The sequence below is a fragment of the Mycobacterium sp. TH-M103 genome (assembly GCF_057473785.1).
Genome location: NZ_JBYCLG010000288.1, coordinates 19,344 through 35,321 on the forward strand (window position 1 = coordinate 19,344; position 15,978 = coordinate 35,321).

The 15,978-nt window shown below is 69.1% G+C and carries 15 protein-coding genes; 1 reads left to right on the forward strand and 14 read right to left on the reverse strand.

Annotated elements, in window-relative coordinates; translation table 11 throughout:
- Position 1 precedes the first annotated feature (1 nt).
- The 12 genes from AC2VOR_RS16315 to AC2VOR_RS16370 all read right to left on the reverse strand — a co-directional run bounded on the left by AC2VOR_RS16315 (position 2) and on the right by AC2VOR_RS16370 (position 13,127).
- Positions 2 to 1,489 (reverse strand): endo-1,3-alpha-glucanase family glycosylhydrolase, encoded by a 1,488-nt coding sequence (locus AC2VOR_RS16315; protein WP_369737226.1) that lies wholly within the window; start codon positions 1,487 to 1,489, stop codon positions 2 to 4.
- Positions 1,486 to 1,926 carry a hypothetical protein gene (locus AC2VOR_RS16320; protein WP_369737225.1) on the reverse strand — a complete coding sequence of 147 codons (441 nt, stop codon included), beginning with the start codon at positions 1,924 to 1,926 and terminating at the stop codon, positions 1,486 to 1,488. Before AC2VOR_RS16320 ends, AC2VOR_RS16315 begins: the two co-directional genes overlap by 4 nt.
- An 8-nt stretch (positions 1,927 to 1,934) precedes the next feature.
- Positions 1,935 to 2,321: a hypothetical protein gene (locus AC2VOR_RS16325; protein WP_369737224.1), complete on the reverse strand. Its 387-nt coding sequence runs from the start codon at positions 2,319 to 2,321 to the stop codon at positions 1,935 to 1,937.
- Between the two features lie 203 nt (positions 2,322 to 2,524).
- Positions 2,525 to 4,018: a KamA family radical SAM protein gene (locus tag AC2VOR_RS16330; protein WP_475582071.1), complete on the reverse strand. Its 1,494-nt coding sequence runs from the start codon at positions 4,016 to 4,018 to the stop codon at positions 2,525 to 2,527.
- Positions 4,015 to 5,406, reverse strand: coding sequence for a flavin monoamine oxidase family protein (locus AC2VOR_RS16335; RefSeq protein ID WP_369737223.1), 1,392 nt, complete (start codon positions 5,404 to 5,406; stop codon positions 4,015 to 4,017). The genes AC2VOR_RS16330 and AC2VOR_RS16335 overlap by 4 nt, the downstream gene beginning before the upstream one ends.
- Positions 5,403 to 5,627, reverse strand: a complete 225-nt coding sequence (locus AC2VOR_RS16340) for an acyl carrier protein (RefSeq protein WP_369737221.1) — start codon at positions 5,625 to 5,627, stop codon at positions 5,403 to 5,405. Before AC2VOR_RS16340 ends, AC2VOR_RS16335 begins: the two co-directional genes overlap by 4 nt.
- Positions 5,624 to 7,198, reverse strand: coding sequence for an AMP-binding protein (locus AC2VOR_RS16345; protein ID WP_369737220.1), 1,575 nt, complete (start codon positions 7,196 to 7,198; stop codon positions 5,624 to 5,626). Before AC2VOR_RS16345 ends, AC2VOR_RS16340 begins: the two co-directional genes overlap by 4 nt.
- Positions 7,199 to 7,203: 5 nt before the next feature.
- Positions 7,204 to 8,490 carry a beta-ketoacyl-[acyl-carrier-protein] synthase family protein gene (locus AC2VOR_RS16350; RefSeq protein ID WP_486964122.1) on the reverse strand — a complete coding sequence of 429 codons (1,287 nt, stop codon included), beginning with the start codon at positions 8,488 to 8,490 and terminating at the stop codon, positions 7,204 to 7,206.
- Positions 8,491 to 8,576: 86 nt separating this feature from the next.
- Positions 8,577 to 10,178, reverse strand: a complete 1,602-nt coding sequence (locus AC2VOR_RS16355; protein WP_486964123.1) for a sugar transferase — start codon at positions 10,176 to 10,178, stop codon at positions 8,577 to 8,579.
- Positions 10,179 to 10,454: 276 nt separating this feature from the next.
- On the reverse strand, positions 10,455 to 11,870 hold the full coding sequence (locus tag AC2VOR_RS16360) for a PPE family protein (RefSeq protein WP_369737218.1): 1,416 nt from the start codon (positions 11,868 to 11,870) through the stop codon (positions 10,455 to 10,457).
- A gap of 18 nt (positions 11,871 to 11,888) precedes the next feature.
- Positions 11,889 to 12,188 (reverse strand): PE family protein, encoded by a 300-nt coding sequence (locus AC2VOR_RS16365; RefSeq protein WP_369737217.1) that lies wholly within the window; start codon positions 12,186 to 12,188, stop codon positions 11,889 to 11,891.
- A gap of 594 nt (positions 12,189 to 12,782) precedes the next feature.
- A complete protein-coding gene (locus AC2VOR_RS16370; RefSeq protein ID WP_486964124.1) occupies positions 12,783 to 13,127 on the reverse strand; it encodes a PAS domain S-box protein in 345 nt (114 codons plus the stop codon).
- Positions 13,128 to 13,567: 440 nt separating this feature from the next.
- On the opposite strand from AC2VOR_RS16370, the gene AC2VOR_RS16375 reads away from it, so the two are divergent.
- Complete coding sequence (locus tag AC2VOR_RS16375; RefSeq protein WP_369737216.1) at positions 13,568 to 14,350, forward strand: TetR family transcriptional regulator; 783 nt, start codon at positions 13,568 to 13,570, stop codon at positions 14,348 to 14,350.
- Positions 14,351 to 14,389: 39 nt separating this feature from the next.
- Here AC2VOR_RS16375 and AC2VOR_RS16380 read toward each other — a convergent pair whose 3' ends face one another.
- Together AC2VOR_RS16380 and AC2VOR_RS16385 are read right to left on the reverse strand one after the other, a co-directional pair.
- Positions 14,390 to 14,791, reverse strand: coding sequence for a PAS domain S-box protein (locus AC2VOR_RS16380; protein WP_369741458.1), 402 nt, complete (start codon positions 14,789 to 14,791; stop codon positions 14,390 to 14,392).
- A 145-nt stretch (positions 14,792 to 14,936) separates the two neighbouring features.
- Positions 14,937 to 15,908: an NAD-dependent epimerase/dehydratase family protein gene (locus tag AC2VOR_RS16385; RefSeq protein ID WP_369737215.1), complete on the reverse strand. Its 972-nt coding sequence runs from the start codon at positions 15,906 to 15,908 to the stop codon at positions 14,937 to 14,939.
- Positions 15,909 to 15,978: the final 70 nt, after the last annotated feature.

Genomic DNA, 15,978 nt, shown 5'->3' on the forward strand with positions numbered 1-15,978 from the left:
TCTACCGCAGACCCCCCACCACGCGGTACTGAAGGTCTTGCACATAGGGCGTGTTGGTGACGTCGGCGTTGGACCGCGCCGTGGCGACCACCGCGCCGTCGCGCCACATCTCGGCCGCGATCGGCCCGAGGCTCAACGGGAAGGTGCAGATTCCCCGGCCCTCGGGGACGTCGCACGAGTACTCGTGCGGGCCGGTTTTGATGACGACGCGCGACGGCCCCGTCGCGAACGCCACAACTTCGATCATGTCGCGGGCCGGCACGCTGGTCGGCAGCAGGTGCATCAGGGAGGATTCCGGGTACACCGGCAGCGCGCCGAACGGTTGAGCCCGGTACGACAGATACAGCGCGTTGCGCACGATGCGCGGAGGCCCACCGAACTTGAAACACGCGATGTCGTAGGCGTTCATGTCCAGGATGCGCCAGCCGTGGGCGACCGACGGCGCCATCGCGGTCGTCTCCACGTAGTCGTTCCAGGTGAGCAACTGCACCCACTCGGCATGCTGTTGCTCGGCGAGTTGCCACGCCAGGCGGTTAGTCACGCCGTTGGCCGACTCCACGAAAATGCCGCTGCGCGGCCGATTGTCCTGGAAGGGCACCGGCTGCATCCATAGCTTGCCGAGCTGATGCGCGCGCCGGATGACATCCACCGGGGAGCCGTGGCCGCTGTCCTGGACCGCCATGGCGTTGGGGCTTCGTCCCCCCCACTCGCTGAATCCATAGCTGAAGCCGGCGAATCGCTCCAGGTTGTCGGCCACGTCGAGGAAGGTCGGGACGAAGGCGACATCGACGTTGGATTTGTCGCGCAGGGTGCTGATGACGCTCACCCACCACTCCGTCGACTGCCGCTCGGCGGCGAAGGCGCCCAGGACGGCCCGGCCGTCGGACAGGTGGAAGGCCCCCGGTGCGGTCAGGTACGGCGCGATGTCCGCCGCGAAGTCGGCCGGGGCCATCGCCCCCAGCGGGCTCGAGATGTCGGCGGTGATCAGGACCGTGAAATTTCCCATCGCCTCGGTCGCGCGCAGCAGTCGGTCGACGTCATCGGACGCGCTGCGGGGCGCGAGCACGTCTACCGCGAACCCGTCGATGCCCACGCTCTTGGCTTGCCCGATCTCGGCTTCCAGGTCGGCCACCCGCCAGTCGGGGTTGGAACTGTGCGCCCGGGGCAGCGGCCTGTCCCGCAGCAGTCCGCCGTAGGCGGCGTGTACGCCGTTCTCGCCGTTGACCGCCAGGTACTGCTGGGCGTAATAGTCTTCGTCCCCGTTCTTGTTGTCGATCGAGATCGGCAGATTCGGCATGTAGTGGGCGAAGACCTTGCGCTGCGTGGGGGCCTCGTCCATGTCGAAGGGCAGATACGGCGTGGAGGCGCCCGGCTGCGCGGGCATCCGCTCGGCGCACCGGGGCGGAGGTGCCCACGGCAACGCCAGGACGACGGCCAGCAACAGCAGGCAGGTCCAGGCGGCCAAGCGGCGGAACGACGTCGATCTCATGAGACTGCGGTGGAGATGCGGACCGACTCCGGCGACACGGTGGACGGACAGCCCACGTGGATGCCGCGACGTTCCTTGCCGGAGATCTGGCGCACGCCGTGCACCGCCACGAACCCCACTGTGGCACAGCCGATGCCGGACACCAGGGCGAACGCGAGGCCGACGGCGAGGTGGCGGACCGTGGCGGGGATTCCCACGCTCCCGATGACCGACCGATTCAGGCACAACGTCAGTGGCGCCGCCGTGCCCAAGAGGCCGAAGCCGAATTCAACCGCGGGCATGTTGGCACCCAAACTCGCCGATCCCAGTGCGCCGAACAGCCCACACGCGATTCCGTTGAGCGCCAGCACCGTTGAACGGCTCGGCCCACCGCGGACCACCAACCACGCCAACACCGCCCCGACTGCCGAGCCGGAGGCGAACAGGATCGCGTCCACAGCGGCTCTCAGAGTCGTTCATCGCGTTGCACGGTGGGCGGGACGGACGGTACCGCCAGCATGCCCACCAGCACGCCGGCCACCGCACAGCCGAAGAAGCCGGCGAGCACGAGCATCGAGTGCACGGGTGTTGCCGACGCGACCAGCGTCGCCATGGTGCTGATGCTGGCCGCGGCCCCGCCGGCGGCCAGCAGCACCGTGCGCACGGCGGCCCGCAGCGGTGCGAGCAGGGCGAAGCCCGCGACGCAGGCCGCGGCCGCGGTGAGGCCGAGCATCGCCTCAAGCATGCGGCCCGGCCACAGCTGGGCGACCCAGTAGCGCGCGAGGCTTCCGGCCGATGCCCCCACCACCGTCCACGCGAGTTCGCGCACCTGCGTGCCCTGCGTCGTCACCACGCGATCGACAGTAGCCCAAGCGGCGCGAACGGTGCAGGACCTGCAGCTACCGGGGCCGTCTCCCGCCGCCGCATTCGACCGGGCGCTCTCACCGGCGACGCAGCCCGACGCGTTTTCGCCTTCACCACCCGATCGGCGACGACGGCGAACCTGGCACGAACAAGCCTGCCCCCACTGTGTTCCAACCCATCTCGAGGGACTGATCACATCCAGCGGCCGGCCAGCGCGGCGCCGTCGGGAATCAGGTACTGCTCGTAGCCGGGTGCGACGGCCGGTTCGGGGCTGCGGTTGCAGAGCTTCCGCCACCAGGCCTGCCCGGAGGACGGCAGGCTGCTGATGGGGTCGTAATACGGGTACACCCGGTTCAGCGCGTCGATATCCGATCCGTCCAGTCCGGTGCGGTAGTTCTTGCTCCAGTGCGAGATGCCGCGGATGCGGTCGTAGTAGATGACCTGATGGACCCATCGCTTGCCGACGTAGGGAACGTCGCAGACCAGTCGCGGCGTGGCGAAGCCCGGCAGGTAGCCCATGATCTCCGACTGCAACTGCTGGGCTTCCCACAGCGGAATCCGCCAGTGCTCGGCGTTGGGGATCATGTCGCACATGTAGAAGTAGTACGGCAGGATGTTCGCCTCGCCCTGCAGCGCGAAGCACAGATCGAGCAGGTCGGCCGCGGTCGCGTTGACGCCGCGCAACAACACGCCCTGGTTGCGCACGTCGCGCAGGCCCGCGTCGAGCAGCGCCCGCGCCGCCGCCGCCACCAGGGGGGTCACCGACTGGACGTGGTTGATGTGGGTGTGCAACGCCAGGTTGACGCCGCGGGCGGCGGCGACGTGCGCGGTGCGGTACACGCCGTCGAGCACCCTCGGTTGCAGCCAGTGCTGCGGCAGGCCGGAAAGAGCCTTCGACGCCAGGCGGATGTCGCGGACGGTGTCGATCTCGAGCAACCGTACGAGGAACGACTCCAGCCGCGGCCAGGGGACGTTACCCACGTCCCCGCCGGACACCACGACGTCACGCACCGTCGGGGTGGCGCGCAGGTATACCAGCATCTGTTCCTGCCGGTCGGCCGGCTGCAGGGTCAGCTTGGTCTTGCGTACCGTCGGCGTGGAGTTGCCGACCAGATCCATCCGCGTGCAGTGGCCGCAATATTGCGGGCAGGTCGACACCAGCTCGGCGAGCACCTTGGTGGGGTACCGATGGGTCAAGCCCTCCACGACCCACATGTCGCTCTCGTGCAACGAATCCCGCTCCGCGTGCGGGTGTGAGCCCCATTCCGCGTCGCGGTCGCTGAGCAGCGGCAGCATGTACCGCCGGATCGGGTCGGCATAGAACGCCTCGGTCAGGCCGTGGCGTCCCGGCGCGGTTTCCGGTGCCATGGTGTTGAGCATCTGCGGCGGCAGCAGCATCGACATGGTGGCCCGTTGCCGTTGATCGGCGGCGAGGTCGGCGTAGAACCGATCGTCGAGGAGGTCGCCGACCACCGCGCGCAACTGGTCGATGTTCTTCACGGAGTGCGCCCGCTGCCATTGCGGGTCGCGCCACTCGGCGTCGGTCACCGCCGCCCAGCCCGGGTACCGACGCCAGTCCGGTTCGGACAACGGCTTGCGGGCATAGGCGTAGGGCTGGTCGATCGCGGCGTTGAACCCGCTACGCGTGGTGTCGACGAGGTTCGTCGTCTCGAGGATATTCGTCACAGTGACATCACCTTTCGCGAGGCGGACGCCGGTTCGGCGCCGTGGGTCAATTCGTTCGCGACGCGGCGTCCCGACCTGATCGCGCCCTCCATCAGGCCGAAGAACTCCAGGCTGGTTTCGGTGCCCGCCCAATGCACGCGGCCGTGGGGCGCCGTCAGGGTCGGCCCCAGCTTCAACCAGTCCCCGGGGCCGAACAGGGCGGCATAACATCCCCTGCTGTATTCCTCGGCCACCCAGTCGGTCACTGTGCAGCGCGTCGGCGGCGGCAGCTGCGGGAACAGCCGGCGGGCATGCTCGAGCGCCGCGTCGCGCTGCTGGACCGGCGAGAGCGCACTGAAGCTCGACGCGGCCGCGCCCGTCACGAATCCCGTCAGCACACCCACGGATTGGTCCGGCGGCGAGTCGTCGACCGTGGACAGCAGCGGCCCGTGGGTGCTGACCGACCACCCGGACAGCCCCTGTTCGCGCCACAGCGGAGCCGGGTAGCTCAGATGCACCTTGATCGCGCAGCCGCGGCCGGTGACCGTTGTCGCCCGCGGCGACGGCAGGCCGGGGCGGAACTCGATCCGCTGCGCCAGCAGCGGCGGTATCGCGACGACGACCCTGTCGGCGCGGTACTGCGACCGGGTCCCGTCGCCGGCCGAACCGCACTGCACCACAACGGTGTCGGGCCCCTCCTGGTCGATGGCGTACACCGGCTCGCCCAGCCGCACCCGATCGCCGAGCTGGGCGGCCAGCGCTTCGCACAGTTGGTGCGAGCCACCGTCGATCCGCCACTCCTGCGCCCCGCCCTGGAACGCGTTGAGGTAACGGATCCCGCCGCCCGAACTCAGGTAGAACGCCATGTGCAGCACGGAGATCGCGGCCGGGTCGGCCGCCATCATCTCGCCGATGAACAGCGGGAAGAAGGTCCGCGCGTCCGGATGGCCGACCTCGTCGGCGAGCCAGCGGGCGGCGGTCAGCCGGTCCAGGCTCTCCGCGCGCGGGCTCAGCCACGGTGCGGCGGGCACCACCTGCTCGACGAGTTCCTCCAGCCGGTCGAAGAGATCCCCGAGGGCGATCGCGTCCAGCGGGGGCATCCGGCTCGCCGTTGTCGTGTGCCGATCCGCGACCAGGAAGGTGCTGTCCCCCACCATCCCCGTCGATGCCAGCCCGAGCCCGTTCTCCCGCAGCATCGCGAGCAGTTCGGTGTGCCGCACGCCGAGATAGGCGGCACCGCCGTCGGCGAAGGCGTCCTCCGACACCGGGATGCCATGCATCCTGCCGCCGACCCGGTCGCGCGCCTCCAGCACCGTGACATCCGCGCCCGCCGCCACCAGGTCGACCGCGGCCGTCAGCCCGGCCAGCCCGGCGCCCACGACGACCACGCGCATGCCGTTGCCGTTCACTTCGCGGCTGCGCCTGCGACTTTGGCGAAAAGCCCGTCCGCCGTTGGGTCGTCGACGAAGTCCTCGAACATCAACTCCGTCCCGAATTCGCGGGCGATCGCGCTGAGCACCCGCGTCGCGAGCAGCGAATCGCCGCCGAGCTCGAAGAAGTCCGAACTCTCGTTCACCTCGGGCGTGCCGAGGACCCGTCTGAAGATGTCGACGATGTGGTCGGCGCTCATTGGCCTGCTCCTTTGCTGTTGTAGTCCGCTGCGGCACGGCGCGTTGCCGCCCGATCGACTTTGCCCGTCGGCGTGTGGGCCAACGCGGCGACGAATTTGACTCGGCTGGGCACGAATTGGCTGGGCAGGCGGTCACGCAGGTAGCGCTTCAGCTCGGCCGGCGAGACCTCCCCGGCCGGCGCGACGTACGCCGTCAGCGTCGTGTGCCCGAGCATCCGCTCGCCCAGCACGACGGCACCCGAGACCGCGGGATGGGCGTTGAGGTGGGCCTCCACCTCGGCCGGATGCACCCGGACGCCAAGGACTTTCACCTGTTCATCCGCGCGGCCGCGGGAATACAGCAAACCGCGTTCGCCCCGAACGACCAGATCGCCGGTGTGGAACCACCGCGCCGGTCCGGACCCGTGATCGGTGACCGGGAACCCCTTTGCCGTGAGTTCCGGCATCCCGCGGTAGCCGGTGGCCAGCGAGGGGCCCGCCACCAGCAGCTCCCCCTCCTCGGTGACGTGATCGCGCACGTGGGCGAGCGGGCGGCCCAGCGGCGCCTCGGCGTCGTCGGCCGCGACTTCGGGTTCGGCGCCGGGGCCGGCCAGCTGTGCCGCGTGGGTGATCATCGTCGTCTCGGTGCACCCATAGGTGTTGAGCAATCTGATGTGTCCGGCGTCAAGCGCGCGCCACTGCCGCAGCCGGGTGGGATCGACCCGCTCACCGCCGATCACCACCAGCCGGACGCAGGGCGGCAGCGCAGCACCCTCCTCGTGCAGGAAGAGCACCAGTTCGTGCCAGAACGCCGTGGGCAGGTCGAGCACGCTGACTTCCCGTTCCGCCAGCATGCGCACGAAGCGCGGGAACGAGCCGCCATGGGCGCCGTCGTCGAAAACCAGTGTCGCGCCGGCGGTCAGCGCGGGCAGAATCTCCTCCAGGCAGGTGTCCCAGCCGAGCGAGGCGAATTGCAGCACGCGGTCTTCGGGGGACAGCCCGAAGAGGTCTCGCAGCGCGCGCACCGTGACGGTCAGGGCATGCCGGGAGACCACCACCGGCTTCGGCGTCCCGGTCGAGCCCGACGTGCACAGCACGTATGCCGGATCGTCCCGCCGCCACACGGGCTGCGGCACAGCGGCATCCACCGGCATCGCGCCGGTGTCGAGTGTTTCGACCCGAAGGTTCGCGACGTCGCCGGGGACCGGGCCCACCGCGAACAGCCGGTCGAGCCCCAGCGCCGCGGCGAGCGCCTCCTTGCGGCCCGACGGCAGAGCGGCATCGATCGGGCAGTAGGCGCCGCGGGCCTGCAGGATCCCGAGCAGGTGCTCCACCACGGCGGGCGTGTGCGAGACCAGCGCGCCGATCAGCTCGGCGGCCCCGTCGGCGCGCGAGCGGCAGGCGCGGTAGCCCGCGGCGGTCAGGCGGACCCGCTCGGCAAGGTCCTGATAGGTGGTGGTGGTCCCGTTGTGCATGACGGCGGGACGATGCGGCCAATCGCGGGCCGCGGCGAGGAAGTCCGCCACCACGTCCGCCACGACATCGACGTCGGGTACGGCGATATCGGTATCGGGAAAGGCACTGTGCGACATGGTTCCTATTCGTCTTTCGGGGACGGGATCGCCGACGGCTCACCCGGATCGGGAGCGCCGCGCCGGCGGCGCGTGGACGGGGCGCCGAAGACGAGGCTGACGTTGTGCCCGCCGAAGGCGAACGAGTTCGACATCGCGATGTCCACGGCTTTGGACACCGCGTCGCCGCTGAGGTGGTTGAGGTCGCACTTGCCGTCCGGCTCCTCCAGGTTCTTGGTGGGCGGCAGCTGCTCGCGCGCCAGGGCCAGCACCGTGGCCGCCGCCTCCACCACCCCCCCGCCGCCCAGCAGGTGCCCGGTGACGCCCTTGGTCGAACTCACCAGCGGCTGGTCGTCGCCGAACACCGCGCGGATGGCCTTGGCCTCGGTCAGGTCGCCGACCCGGGTGCCGGTGCCGTGGGCATTGAGGTAATCGGTCTCACCCGGCGCCACGCCGGCGTTGCGCAGCGCGATCCGCATGCTCTCCGCGATCCCGGTCGCATCCGGGCGCGGGATCGCCAGGTGGTAGGCATCGCTCGTCGCGCCCCACCCGATGAGGTCCGCATAGCCGCTGCCGCCGCGCGCCTCGACGATGTCCGCGCGTTCGATGACCAGCACGCCGCCGCCCTCACCGACCACGAAGCCGTTGCGGTCGCTGGCGAACGGCCTGCTCGCGGCGGTCGGGTCGGCCCACCCGGTGGCCAGCGTCCCCGCATTGTGGAACCCGGCCAGGCCCGTCGGCCCCAGCGGCCCCTCGGTGCCACCGCAGATCACCACGTCGGCGTCACCCGCGCGGATCAGCCGCAGCGCCTCGGCGACCGCTTGCGCGCTCGCCGTGCACGCCGACGCGATCGCGAAGCTGGGTCCGCGGATCCCGTGCTTGATGGCGATCCTGGCCGCGGACATGTTCGGCAGGAACCCGTTGAACAGGTGGCCGTCCACCGCGTCGAAGCCCTCCCGGTGCTGCATGAGGGCCTGCTGCGCGAATGTCATCGTGCCGCCGGTCGCCGTCGCTATCACGGCGGCGACGCGCAACGGGTCGACGTCGACCCCGATCCGGATGCCCGAGTCCGCGATCGCGTCGTCCGCGGCGGCCACCGCGGTCAGCGAGAACCGGTCCGCGAACGGGGCGTCCTTCTCGGGCAGCAATTCGAACGGGTCGAGCGGCGGGGCGATGCCGATTGCGTCGACCAGGCCGGCTGCGAAATGCCCCTCGGGCGGGCGCACCAGCCCCGACGTCGGGGCGCACAGCGCCGAGAAGAACTCCTCGATGCCCCGACCCACCGGGGTGACCACCCCGATCCCAGTGACCACTGCCCGCGGAGCCGGATCACGTTGTGCTGCTCCCAATTTGCCCACCGGGCCACGAGACTGCTGCTTTGCCCTGCCCGCGTGCGTGCTCAATATGCGCCCGATCCGCCGACGATGACCCCCACGGTCTTGGCCGCGATCGCCAGATCGCTGAGCATCGACCAGTTCTCCACGTAGGACTGGTCCAACCGCACGGAGTCCTCCCAGGGCAGGTCCGAGCGGCCGCTCACCTGCCACAGCCCGGTGATACCCGGACGCACCAGCAACCGGCGCCGCACCCGGTGGTCGTAGGTCTCGACCTCGCACCGCAGCGGGGGCCGCGGTCCGACCACGCTCATGTCCCCGACCAGCACGTTGAAGAACTGGGGGAGTTCGTCGATGCTGTACCGCCGCAGAACCCTGCCGACCGAGGTCACTCTCGGGTCCTTGCGGATCTTGAACAGCACGCCACCGATGCTCTCGTTGAGATCGGCGATCTCCGCCAGCTTCTTGTCGGCGTCGACGACCATGCTGCGGAACTTGATCATCCGGAACGGGACACCGTCCAGACCGATCCGTTCGGCGCGATAGAAGATCGGGCCACGGCTGGTGAGCTTGATCGCGACGGCGGCCGCGATCATGATCGGCGACGCGGCCAGCAGCGCCAGCAACGAGAAGCACACATCGAAGGCCCGCTTCTGAAACCGCTTGGCCCCTTGGTATTGCGGCTTGTCGACGTGAATCAGCGGTAGGTCGGCAACCGGACGCACGGTCAGCCGCGGGCCGGCCACGTCGACGATCCCCGGCGCCACCAGAAGGTCGACGCCGAGTTTCTCCAATTGCCAGGACAGGTCGCGGATGCCCTCGGGCCCGAGCTCACCGGAGGAGGTCAGCGCGACCGTGTCGGCCTCCGAGGCCGCGATTGCGTGACGGATGTCGCCGTCGTAGGGAAACACCGGCACCGGTCCCAGGCCGGGGACGACGAGCCTGTCGCGTTGCTCGGCGCCCAGCGGACAGAGACCGACCACGGAGTACCCGTCGGCCGGGCGCTGCGTCAGGGACTGCGCGAGGACGGTGACCGAGATGGGCTCGCCGATCGCGAGCACCGCGGTCATGAAACGGCCGCGCCGGCGCTGTGCGGCAACGTATCTGCGGGCCAGGTGCCGATTGACCGTGAGTGCGAGCAGCCCGAGCGGGAAGGCGATCGCCAGATAGCCGCGCGCGATCTCGAGCTTGAGCGAGGTGGCCAGCACCGCGACGACCCCGAACACCCACAACGTGGCCGTCCACACCCGGCGGAACTCCTCCAGGCCGGCCCCGATCACGCATTGCGCGCGCGTGTGGTAGATCGCGAGGACCAGTGTCCAGGCGGCCACGATCAGCACCGAGACGGCGGAGTAGGCCACCACGGTGTGGCCCGCCCACAGACCACCGGCCGTCACGTTGCCGAACCTCAGGATCTGTGCGATCGCCACGACGCCGCTGACAACGAAAATGTCGGAGGCGACGAGCCAGTTGCCGTAGCGTTGCTGCCATTGCGCGCGAGGCGATTTCGCCAGGCTGGCGCGGGCGTCGAAGTCGCGTTTCGACGGGGTGGCGACGGCGCTCTGCTCGCTGAGGCCCGCATCGGCCGTGCGCCCCCGCGAATCCCCGGCTGGATCGGTCAGACCGACGAGCTGGTCGCTGTCGCGCTCCTGGTAGAGAGATGTCATCGTCGCGGCTCCGTCCCGGCGACACGAAGCGACGTCATCCGACGCGACATGAATCCCGCTGCAGGGCTATTTCGACTGTGCGCCCGGTAATCCGGGCTCGTCACCCGAACGACATCAGTGGGTGGATTCTTCATTGGGCGCACCTCCTAGAACGCACGTTCACCTATGTGTTCCTTGATCGAGCAGGTCGAGTTAACGGGGCCCGGGTGCCCGCGACGGTGCGGCGCTCCGGTCCATCGCGATGCCGTGTACCGAATTCGTGCGCGTTGTGTTGTGTCAGACGTTGGTCGGCGCGTTGCCGTTGATCGGGACGTAGACGATCGCCGGCTGGTACCCCGGCGGCGCATGCCCATTCGACGGGAAGCTAGCTGGGACAGGGTATTTCGGAGCCTTCGATGCCGCCGGGGCCGCTGCCGCTTCCTCCGAGTAGCCCGCGGCGGGCGAGCGCGAAAGCACCTTGAGTCGCGGGCCGTACTTGGCGACGACGGCGGCAGCGCCGGCGCCCGCGCCGGCGGCGGCACCCATCGTCGCGGCCCGCCCCAGCGGACTGAACATGAAGGGGAAACTTGATCCGGCACCCAGATCGGCGCCGGCCACCGACGCGGCCGCGGGTTCCATCATGTGCATCAGCGGAACCGACCCCAGCATTCCCTCGGGAGCCGTTGCGGCCCAACCCCAACTCGGCGGCACGGACAACCCGCCCAATGAGGCAGCTTGACCGAGGCCCGCCAGACCGCCCCAGCCGCCGGCGGCTCCCGCGCCGAGCGCACCCTCGGCGGCGGCCGCCCCGGGTAGCGCTGCCGCGGGTCCCGCCGCGGCCGCCCCCATGTTCATGAAGGGCAGGAACACGTCGGGGTTCATCAGCGGCCCGAGCGCGCTGGTCGAGAGCAGCAGGCCGGCGAAGCCGGGCAGGTACAGGTACTCGGAGAGCAGAGTCGTCCCGATCGTCTGCAGCGAGGAGGAGGAGACGATCCCGGTGATGGGGTTCACGGACGCGGCCGAGGTGGTCCCGGCCGCCGACGCCGGAACCGAAAGCGGCGAGGCGAGCCCCTGGAGCGTGGTGGGAATCGACGAAACGACGTGCGACAGCGCCGACTGCACGCCCGTGCCGCTCGCCGCGCCGGCATTCTGGGCGGTCGCGGCGCCCTGTGCGGCCAACCCGGACGCGTTGGTGGTCTGCGGCGCCGCGCCGAACGGTGTCACCTGCGCGGTGGCCGCGGCCGAATGCGCGGCATACCCGTACATCGCCGCGGCATCCTGGGCCCACATCTCGGCGTACTGAGCCTCGTTGGCCGCGATCGCCGGTGCGTTCTGACCGAAGAAGTTGGTCGCCAACAACATCATCAGCTGAGCGCGGTTCGCCGCGACCACCGGCGGCGGCACGGTCATCGCGAACGCCTGCTCATAGGCGTTCGCCGCCGCCTGCGCCTGAACCGCTGTCAGCTCGGCCTGGCCGGCGGTCGCATTCATCCACGCCAGGTACGGAGTGACCGCGGCCGTCATCGTAGCTGCCGACGGCCCGAGCCATCCGGTGCTCAGTTCCGAGATCACGAACTCGTACGAGGAAGCCGCGGAACGCATTTCGGCCGCCACCCCGTGCCAGGCGGACGCGGCGGCCAGCATCGGCCCCGCACCCGGGCCGGCATACATGCGGGCCGAGTTGATCTCCGGCGGCAAAGCTCCAAAATCCATGCTGAAATCCCTGTGAACTCAGTTGACTGTGGCCGCGTTGGCGGCCTCGGTGAACGCGTACGAACCGGCGCCGGCGCCCAGGGCGCTGACGAACGCTTCGTGAATCGCTGTTGCCTGGGCGCTCAAGTCCTGGTACTGGACGGCGTGCACGGCGAAATGCGCCGCGGTCAGCGCGGACACCTCGTCGGCGGCCGCCGGAGCGACTGCGGTCGTCGGCGCCGACGCCGCTGTGTTACCGGCAGCCATCGCGGCGCCGATGCTTTGAAGTTCTCCCGCCGCTGCCGCGAGCAGCTCGGGCTGTGTGGTCACGAACGACATGGGCTCCTCCTCACGGAAGCGGGCCACGGTTACCGCGGCGGTCGGTTGCTCTCGCTATACCGGAGATGTACCTACACAGTGAGAATACATACCGGCAGACGCCTTGTGTAGTGATTTACAAACTCGAGGTCCACTTCGAGCTTGTCGGCGCTCAGATCGACCGGTAAATCGGCAGGAAAACAGACCAATAGAACTGAAGATGCGGTTCTACGGGGTGCCGGAAAATTACGTAGGGGCCGATGCGGACGCCCCGGACGCGCGCTGCGGGCCGTTCGGGGGTCCTGGGGGGCCGACGCGCAGCGCCACGGGCCGCGTGCCACGCCGCCCCGGCGGACGCGCAACTACGACGCCGGACGGGGGCGGATCTACGCCGGGGCCGACGGTGACAGCGCGCGCTCAACGGCCGTGATCCCGGCACTCGCGCGCGGCGATGGCCACCAGAGCGCCCCACGGCCGGCTGGGGGTGGTGCTATGGCAAATCTCACCCGCCCACTTCGGGCGAGTCGCCCGCGGGCGGCTTCACCAGCCGCGGTTCGCCCGCTCACAGGTCACCGCCCGTAAATCGATCATCGGCAAATAGCGACGGCGCCGGCGTCAGGGCTCGTCCAGCCACAACTGCTCGGTCACGTCTTCGAAGGTCACCAATACGACCGGATCGTCGTGCCGTATCAGCGCCGACTTGCTCATCCCGGCCCGCACGGTCCAACCCTCACGGTGCTGCAGTTCCACGACCATGTTCGACAGCGCATCGACGCCGGACAGGGCGGTCACCGTGGCGGGTTCGGTGTTGAAGATCTGGCTGAAGGCCGCGCCCTCCAGGTCGTCCTGCCGGTGGCCCACCATCTCGGCAAATGCCGAGTTGGCGAACAAGATGCTGCCGTCGCGCGCCACGGCGAGCGACGGGATTCGAACCCACTCCAAGACCACCACGGCGGGCACACGTTTCAGGATCGATAGCGGGGACTCGTTCGGGCCGCTTTTGCGCCGGCGCTCAACCGGTCGCCCGCCGTCCGCGCCGGCAAGTTCCCGGGCGGCAGGAGCATCCCGCGTCGGCGCGGGCTCGAGGGACGTGCACGGCGCCGACGTCGGCACCCCTGGCTGTGTCGTCGTCACCGACATCGCTCCTCCTTAAGGGAGCAGGGCGCCCGGAGGCGTCATCGGGCAGATACTCAGTATGCAACTGAATCGGGATATTACATACTGGATGGAGCAATAGTCACTATGTAACAACTTTTAGTGCTGAAGTAAAGACCTCAAACGGTGATGGACGGCGAACCCCCCCAGCGCAAACCTCCCACGGCACCGCCGACACGACGCCATTGCAGACCAGTACGCCCCCGCCGGGGTCGCCGCCCTCTATGATTGAGGAGACTGACTCGGTGGCGGAACTGCCGTGGCGCCAAGCGACCACGCCGCTGCGCGGCGAACGCAACCAGACGGGGAGTGCAATGACGGAGGGCAGCGAACGGCGGGCCGGCACCACCCGCCACCGGCTCATCGCCGCGGCGTCACGCCAGTTCGCTCACCGCCCGTACAGCATGGTGAGCCTCGACGACATCCTCGCGGAGGCCCAGCTCACCAAAGGGGCGATGTACTTTCATTTCCCCTCCAAGCAAGCGCTGGCGATGGCGATCATCGACGACGTCACGGAGATGAGCGGTGCCGCGGTCAGCGAGTTGCTCGCCCGCAAGATGTCGGGGCTGGAGACGCTGATCGACCTCATCTACTTCCTTGCCGTCCAGGACACCCAGGACGAGGTGGCCCGCGCGGGTGTCCGACTGCTCGAGACGCTCGACAACTCGACGGACATGGCCGATGCCCGGTGGCAGTCGTGGGTCGAGTTCGTCACCACCCTCCTCGAACGAGCACTCTCCGAGGGCGACGTCACCGACCGTCACGAGCCCGAGGACGTCGCCAAAATGCTGGTTGCCCTGTGGTTGGGCGTCCGCAGGATCAGCGACCTCGACCAACCCGAGCACTACTTCGACAACCTGCGGAAGACGTGGACACTCGCGCTCGCATGCTTCACCAGCCCGGACCGGACCGACTACTTCACCCAGTTCATCACCCGCCGGCACGCGCTCGCGGTGAAAAAGGTCTCCACCGAGGGGCTCGGGATCGATCTCCACAGCGCCGCCACGGCGTCGGCTCACACCGAGTAGGTGTAGCGGACCGACGAAACTCGGCGAGCGCAGTCGAGGCTAGGCCTCGTTGATCCAGAGCCGCTCGGTGAGATTCTCGAACGTCACCAGCACGACCGGATCGTCGTGGCGCATCAGCGCCGATTTGCTCATCCTGGCCCGCACCGTCCACCCCTCACAGTGCTCCAGCTCGACGACCATGTTCGCCAGTGCGTCGACGCCGGACAGGGCGGTCAGTGCGGCCGGATCGGTATTGAAGATCCGTGGGAACTCCGCCCCCGCCAGCCTTTCCTGCGTATGACCGACCATCTCGGCGAACGCCGTGTTCGCGAACAGGATGTTGCCGTCGCGTGCCATGGCGACCGTGGGTACGGGAATCCGCTCCAGCACCACCACTACGGGCAAACGCGTCAGGATGTCGGCCGGCGTATCGCTGGAACTCCCGTTTCGCCGCCGCTCCACCCGCCGACTTTCATCCAGGTCGGCGTGTGAGCCCTTGTGCAACCGCGCGTGCGCCATGGACGGCAACAGTAGCAACGCATCGAGGTCAAAGCATGGCAAACGGTCGAATTCATCGACCGGCGTGCCTGCCGACCTCGGGTTCCAGCTAAGCAGCCGTCCGGGGTTTGAGGGCCGTGCGCAGCCAGTCCACGGTGAGCGTGACGCCGTCGGCGAGGTCCATGTCGGGCTTCCAGCCCAGCACCCGGCCCGCCAGAGTCGGGTCGAGTGCGCTCGCACGCACCTCTCCGGTGCGGGCTCCGACGTACTCGGGTGCGTGCGAGACGCCCACCTCCCCGGCAATCAGCTCGTGCAACGCGGCGATGGTCGTCTGGACGCCGGTGCCGATGTTGAAGGTGCCCGTCGTCGTCGGCGGCGCATCCGCGGCACACAGGAAGGCGGTCACCACGTCGTCGACGTAGACGTAGTCCCGGGTGGAGGTGCCGTCGCCGAAGATGGTCGTACCGCGGCCGGCCAGCATCGCACTGGCGAACACCGTCACCACCCCGGCCCTGCCGTGCGCGTACTGGCGCGGCCCGTAGACATTGGACAGCGCAAGGGAGATCGGCGCCAGCCCGTACATCTCGGCGTAGGCGCGCATGTAGAACTCGCCGGCGACGCTGGCCACGGCGTGCGGGGAAAGCGGGTTCACGGCGGCGTCCTCGGTGGCCGGCAAGGCGGTCTGCGCACCGTAGCGTTCGCCACCCGAGGCGGCGTAGACGATCCGCCGCACCCGCGCGCCCCGGCTGGCCTCCAGCAGGTTGATGGTGCCCAGCACGTTGTTGCGGGCATCGTGTTGCGGATCCTCGACGGAGCGGCGCACATCGGTCTGGGCCGCCAGGTGGAACACCACATCGGGATCGAACCGCGCGACGACCTCGCACAACTCGGGGTGCCGGACGTCGACCGCTTCGAAGGAGAACCGGCCGGGACCCCTGTGCCGATGTGCCGACTGAAGATTGGTCGCAGGCGAGCCCGCGCTGAGATTGTCGACCCCGACGACGTGGTGGCCTTCGGCCAGCAGGCGGTCGACGAGGGCGGATCCGATGAATCCGGCGGCGCCGGTGACGAGGGTGCGCATTATCGGCTACCTCCGGTTCGATGATGAATAATGTTCGACTGCAACGTGTTCGGCTCCGCAATCGCCGACA

Bases quoted from the DNA above. Each gene is read 5' to 3' on its own strand.
- AC2VOR_RS16365 (WP_369737217.1), bottom strand. From the start codon at position 12,188: ATGTCGTTCGTGACCACACAGCCCGAGCTGCTCGCGGCAGCGGCGGGA.
- AC2VOR_RS16340 (WP_369737221.1), bottom strand. From the start codon at position 5,627: ATGAGCGCCGACCACATCGTCGACATCTTCAGACGGGTCCTCGGCACG.
- AC2VOR_RS16345 (WP_369737220.1), bottom strand. From the start codon at position 7,198: ATGTCGCACAGTGCCTTTCCCGATACCGATATCGCCGTACCCGACGTC.
- AC2VOR_RS16355 (WP_486964123.1), bottom strand. From the start codon at position 10,178: ATGACATCTCTCTACCAGGAGCGCGACAGCGACCAGCTCGTCGGTCTG.
- AC2VOR_RS16385 (WP_369737215.1), bottom strand. From the start codon at position 15,908: ATGCGCACCCTCGTCACCGGCGCCGCCGGATTCATCGGATCCGCCCTC.
- AC2VOR_RS16315 (WP_369737226.1), bottom strand. From the start codon at position 1,489: ATGAGATCGACGTCGTTCCGCCGCTTGGCCGCCTGGACCTGCCTGCTG.
- AC2VOR_RS16360 (WP_369737218.1), bottom strand. From the start codon at position 11,870: ATGGATTTTGGAGCTTTGCCGCCGGAGATCAACTCGGCCCGCATGTAT.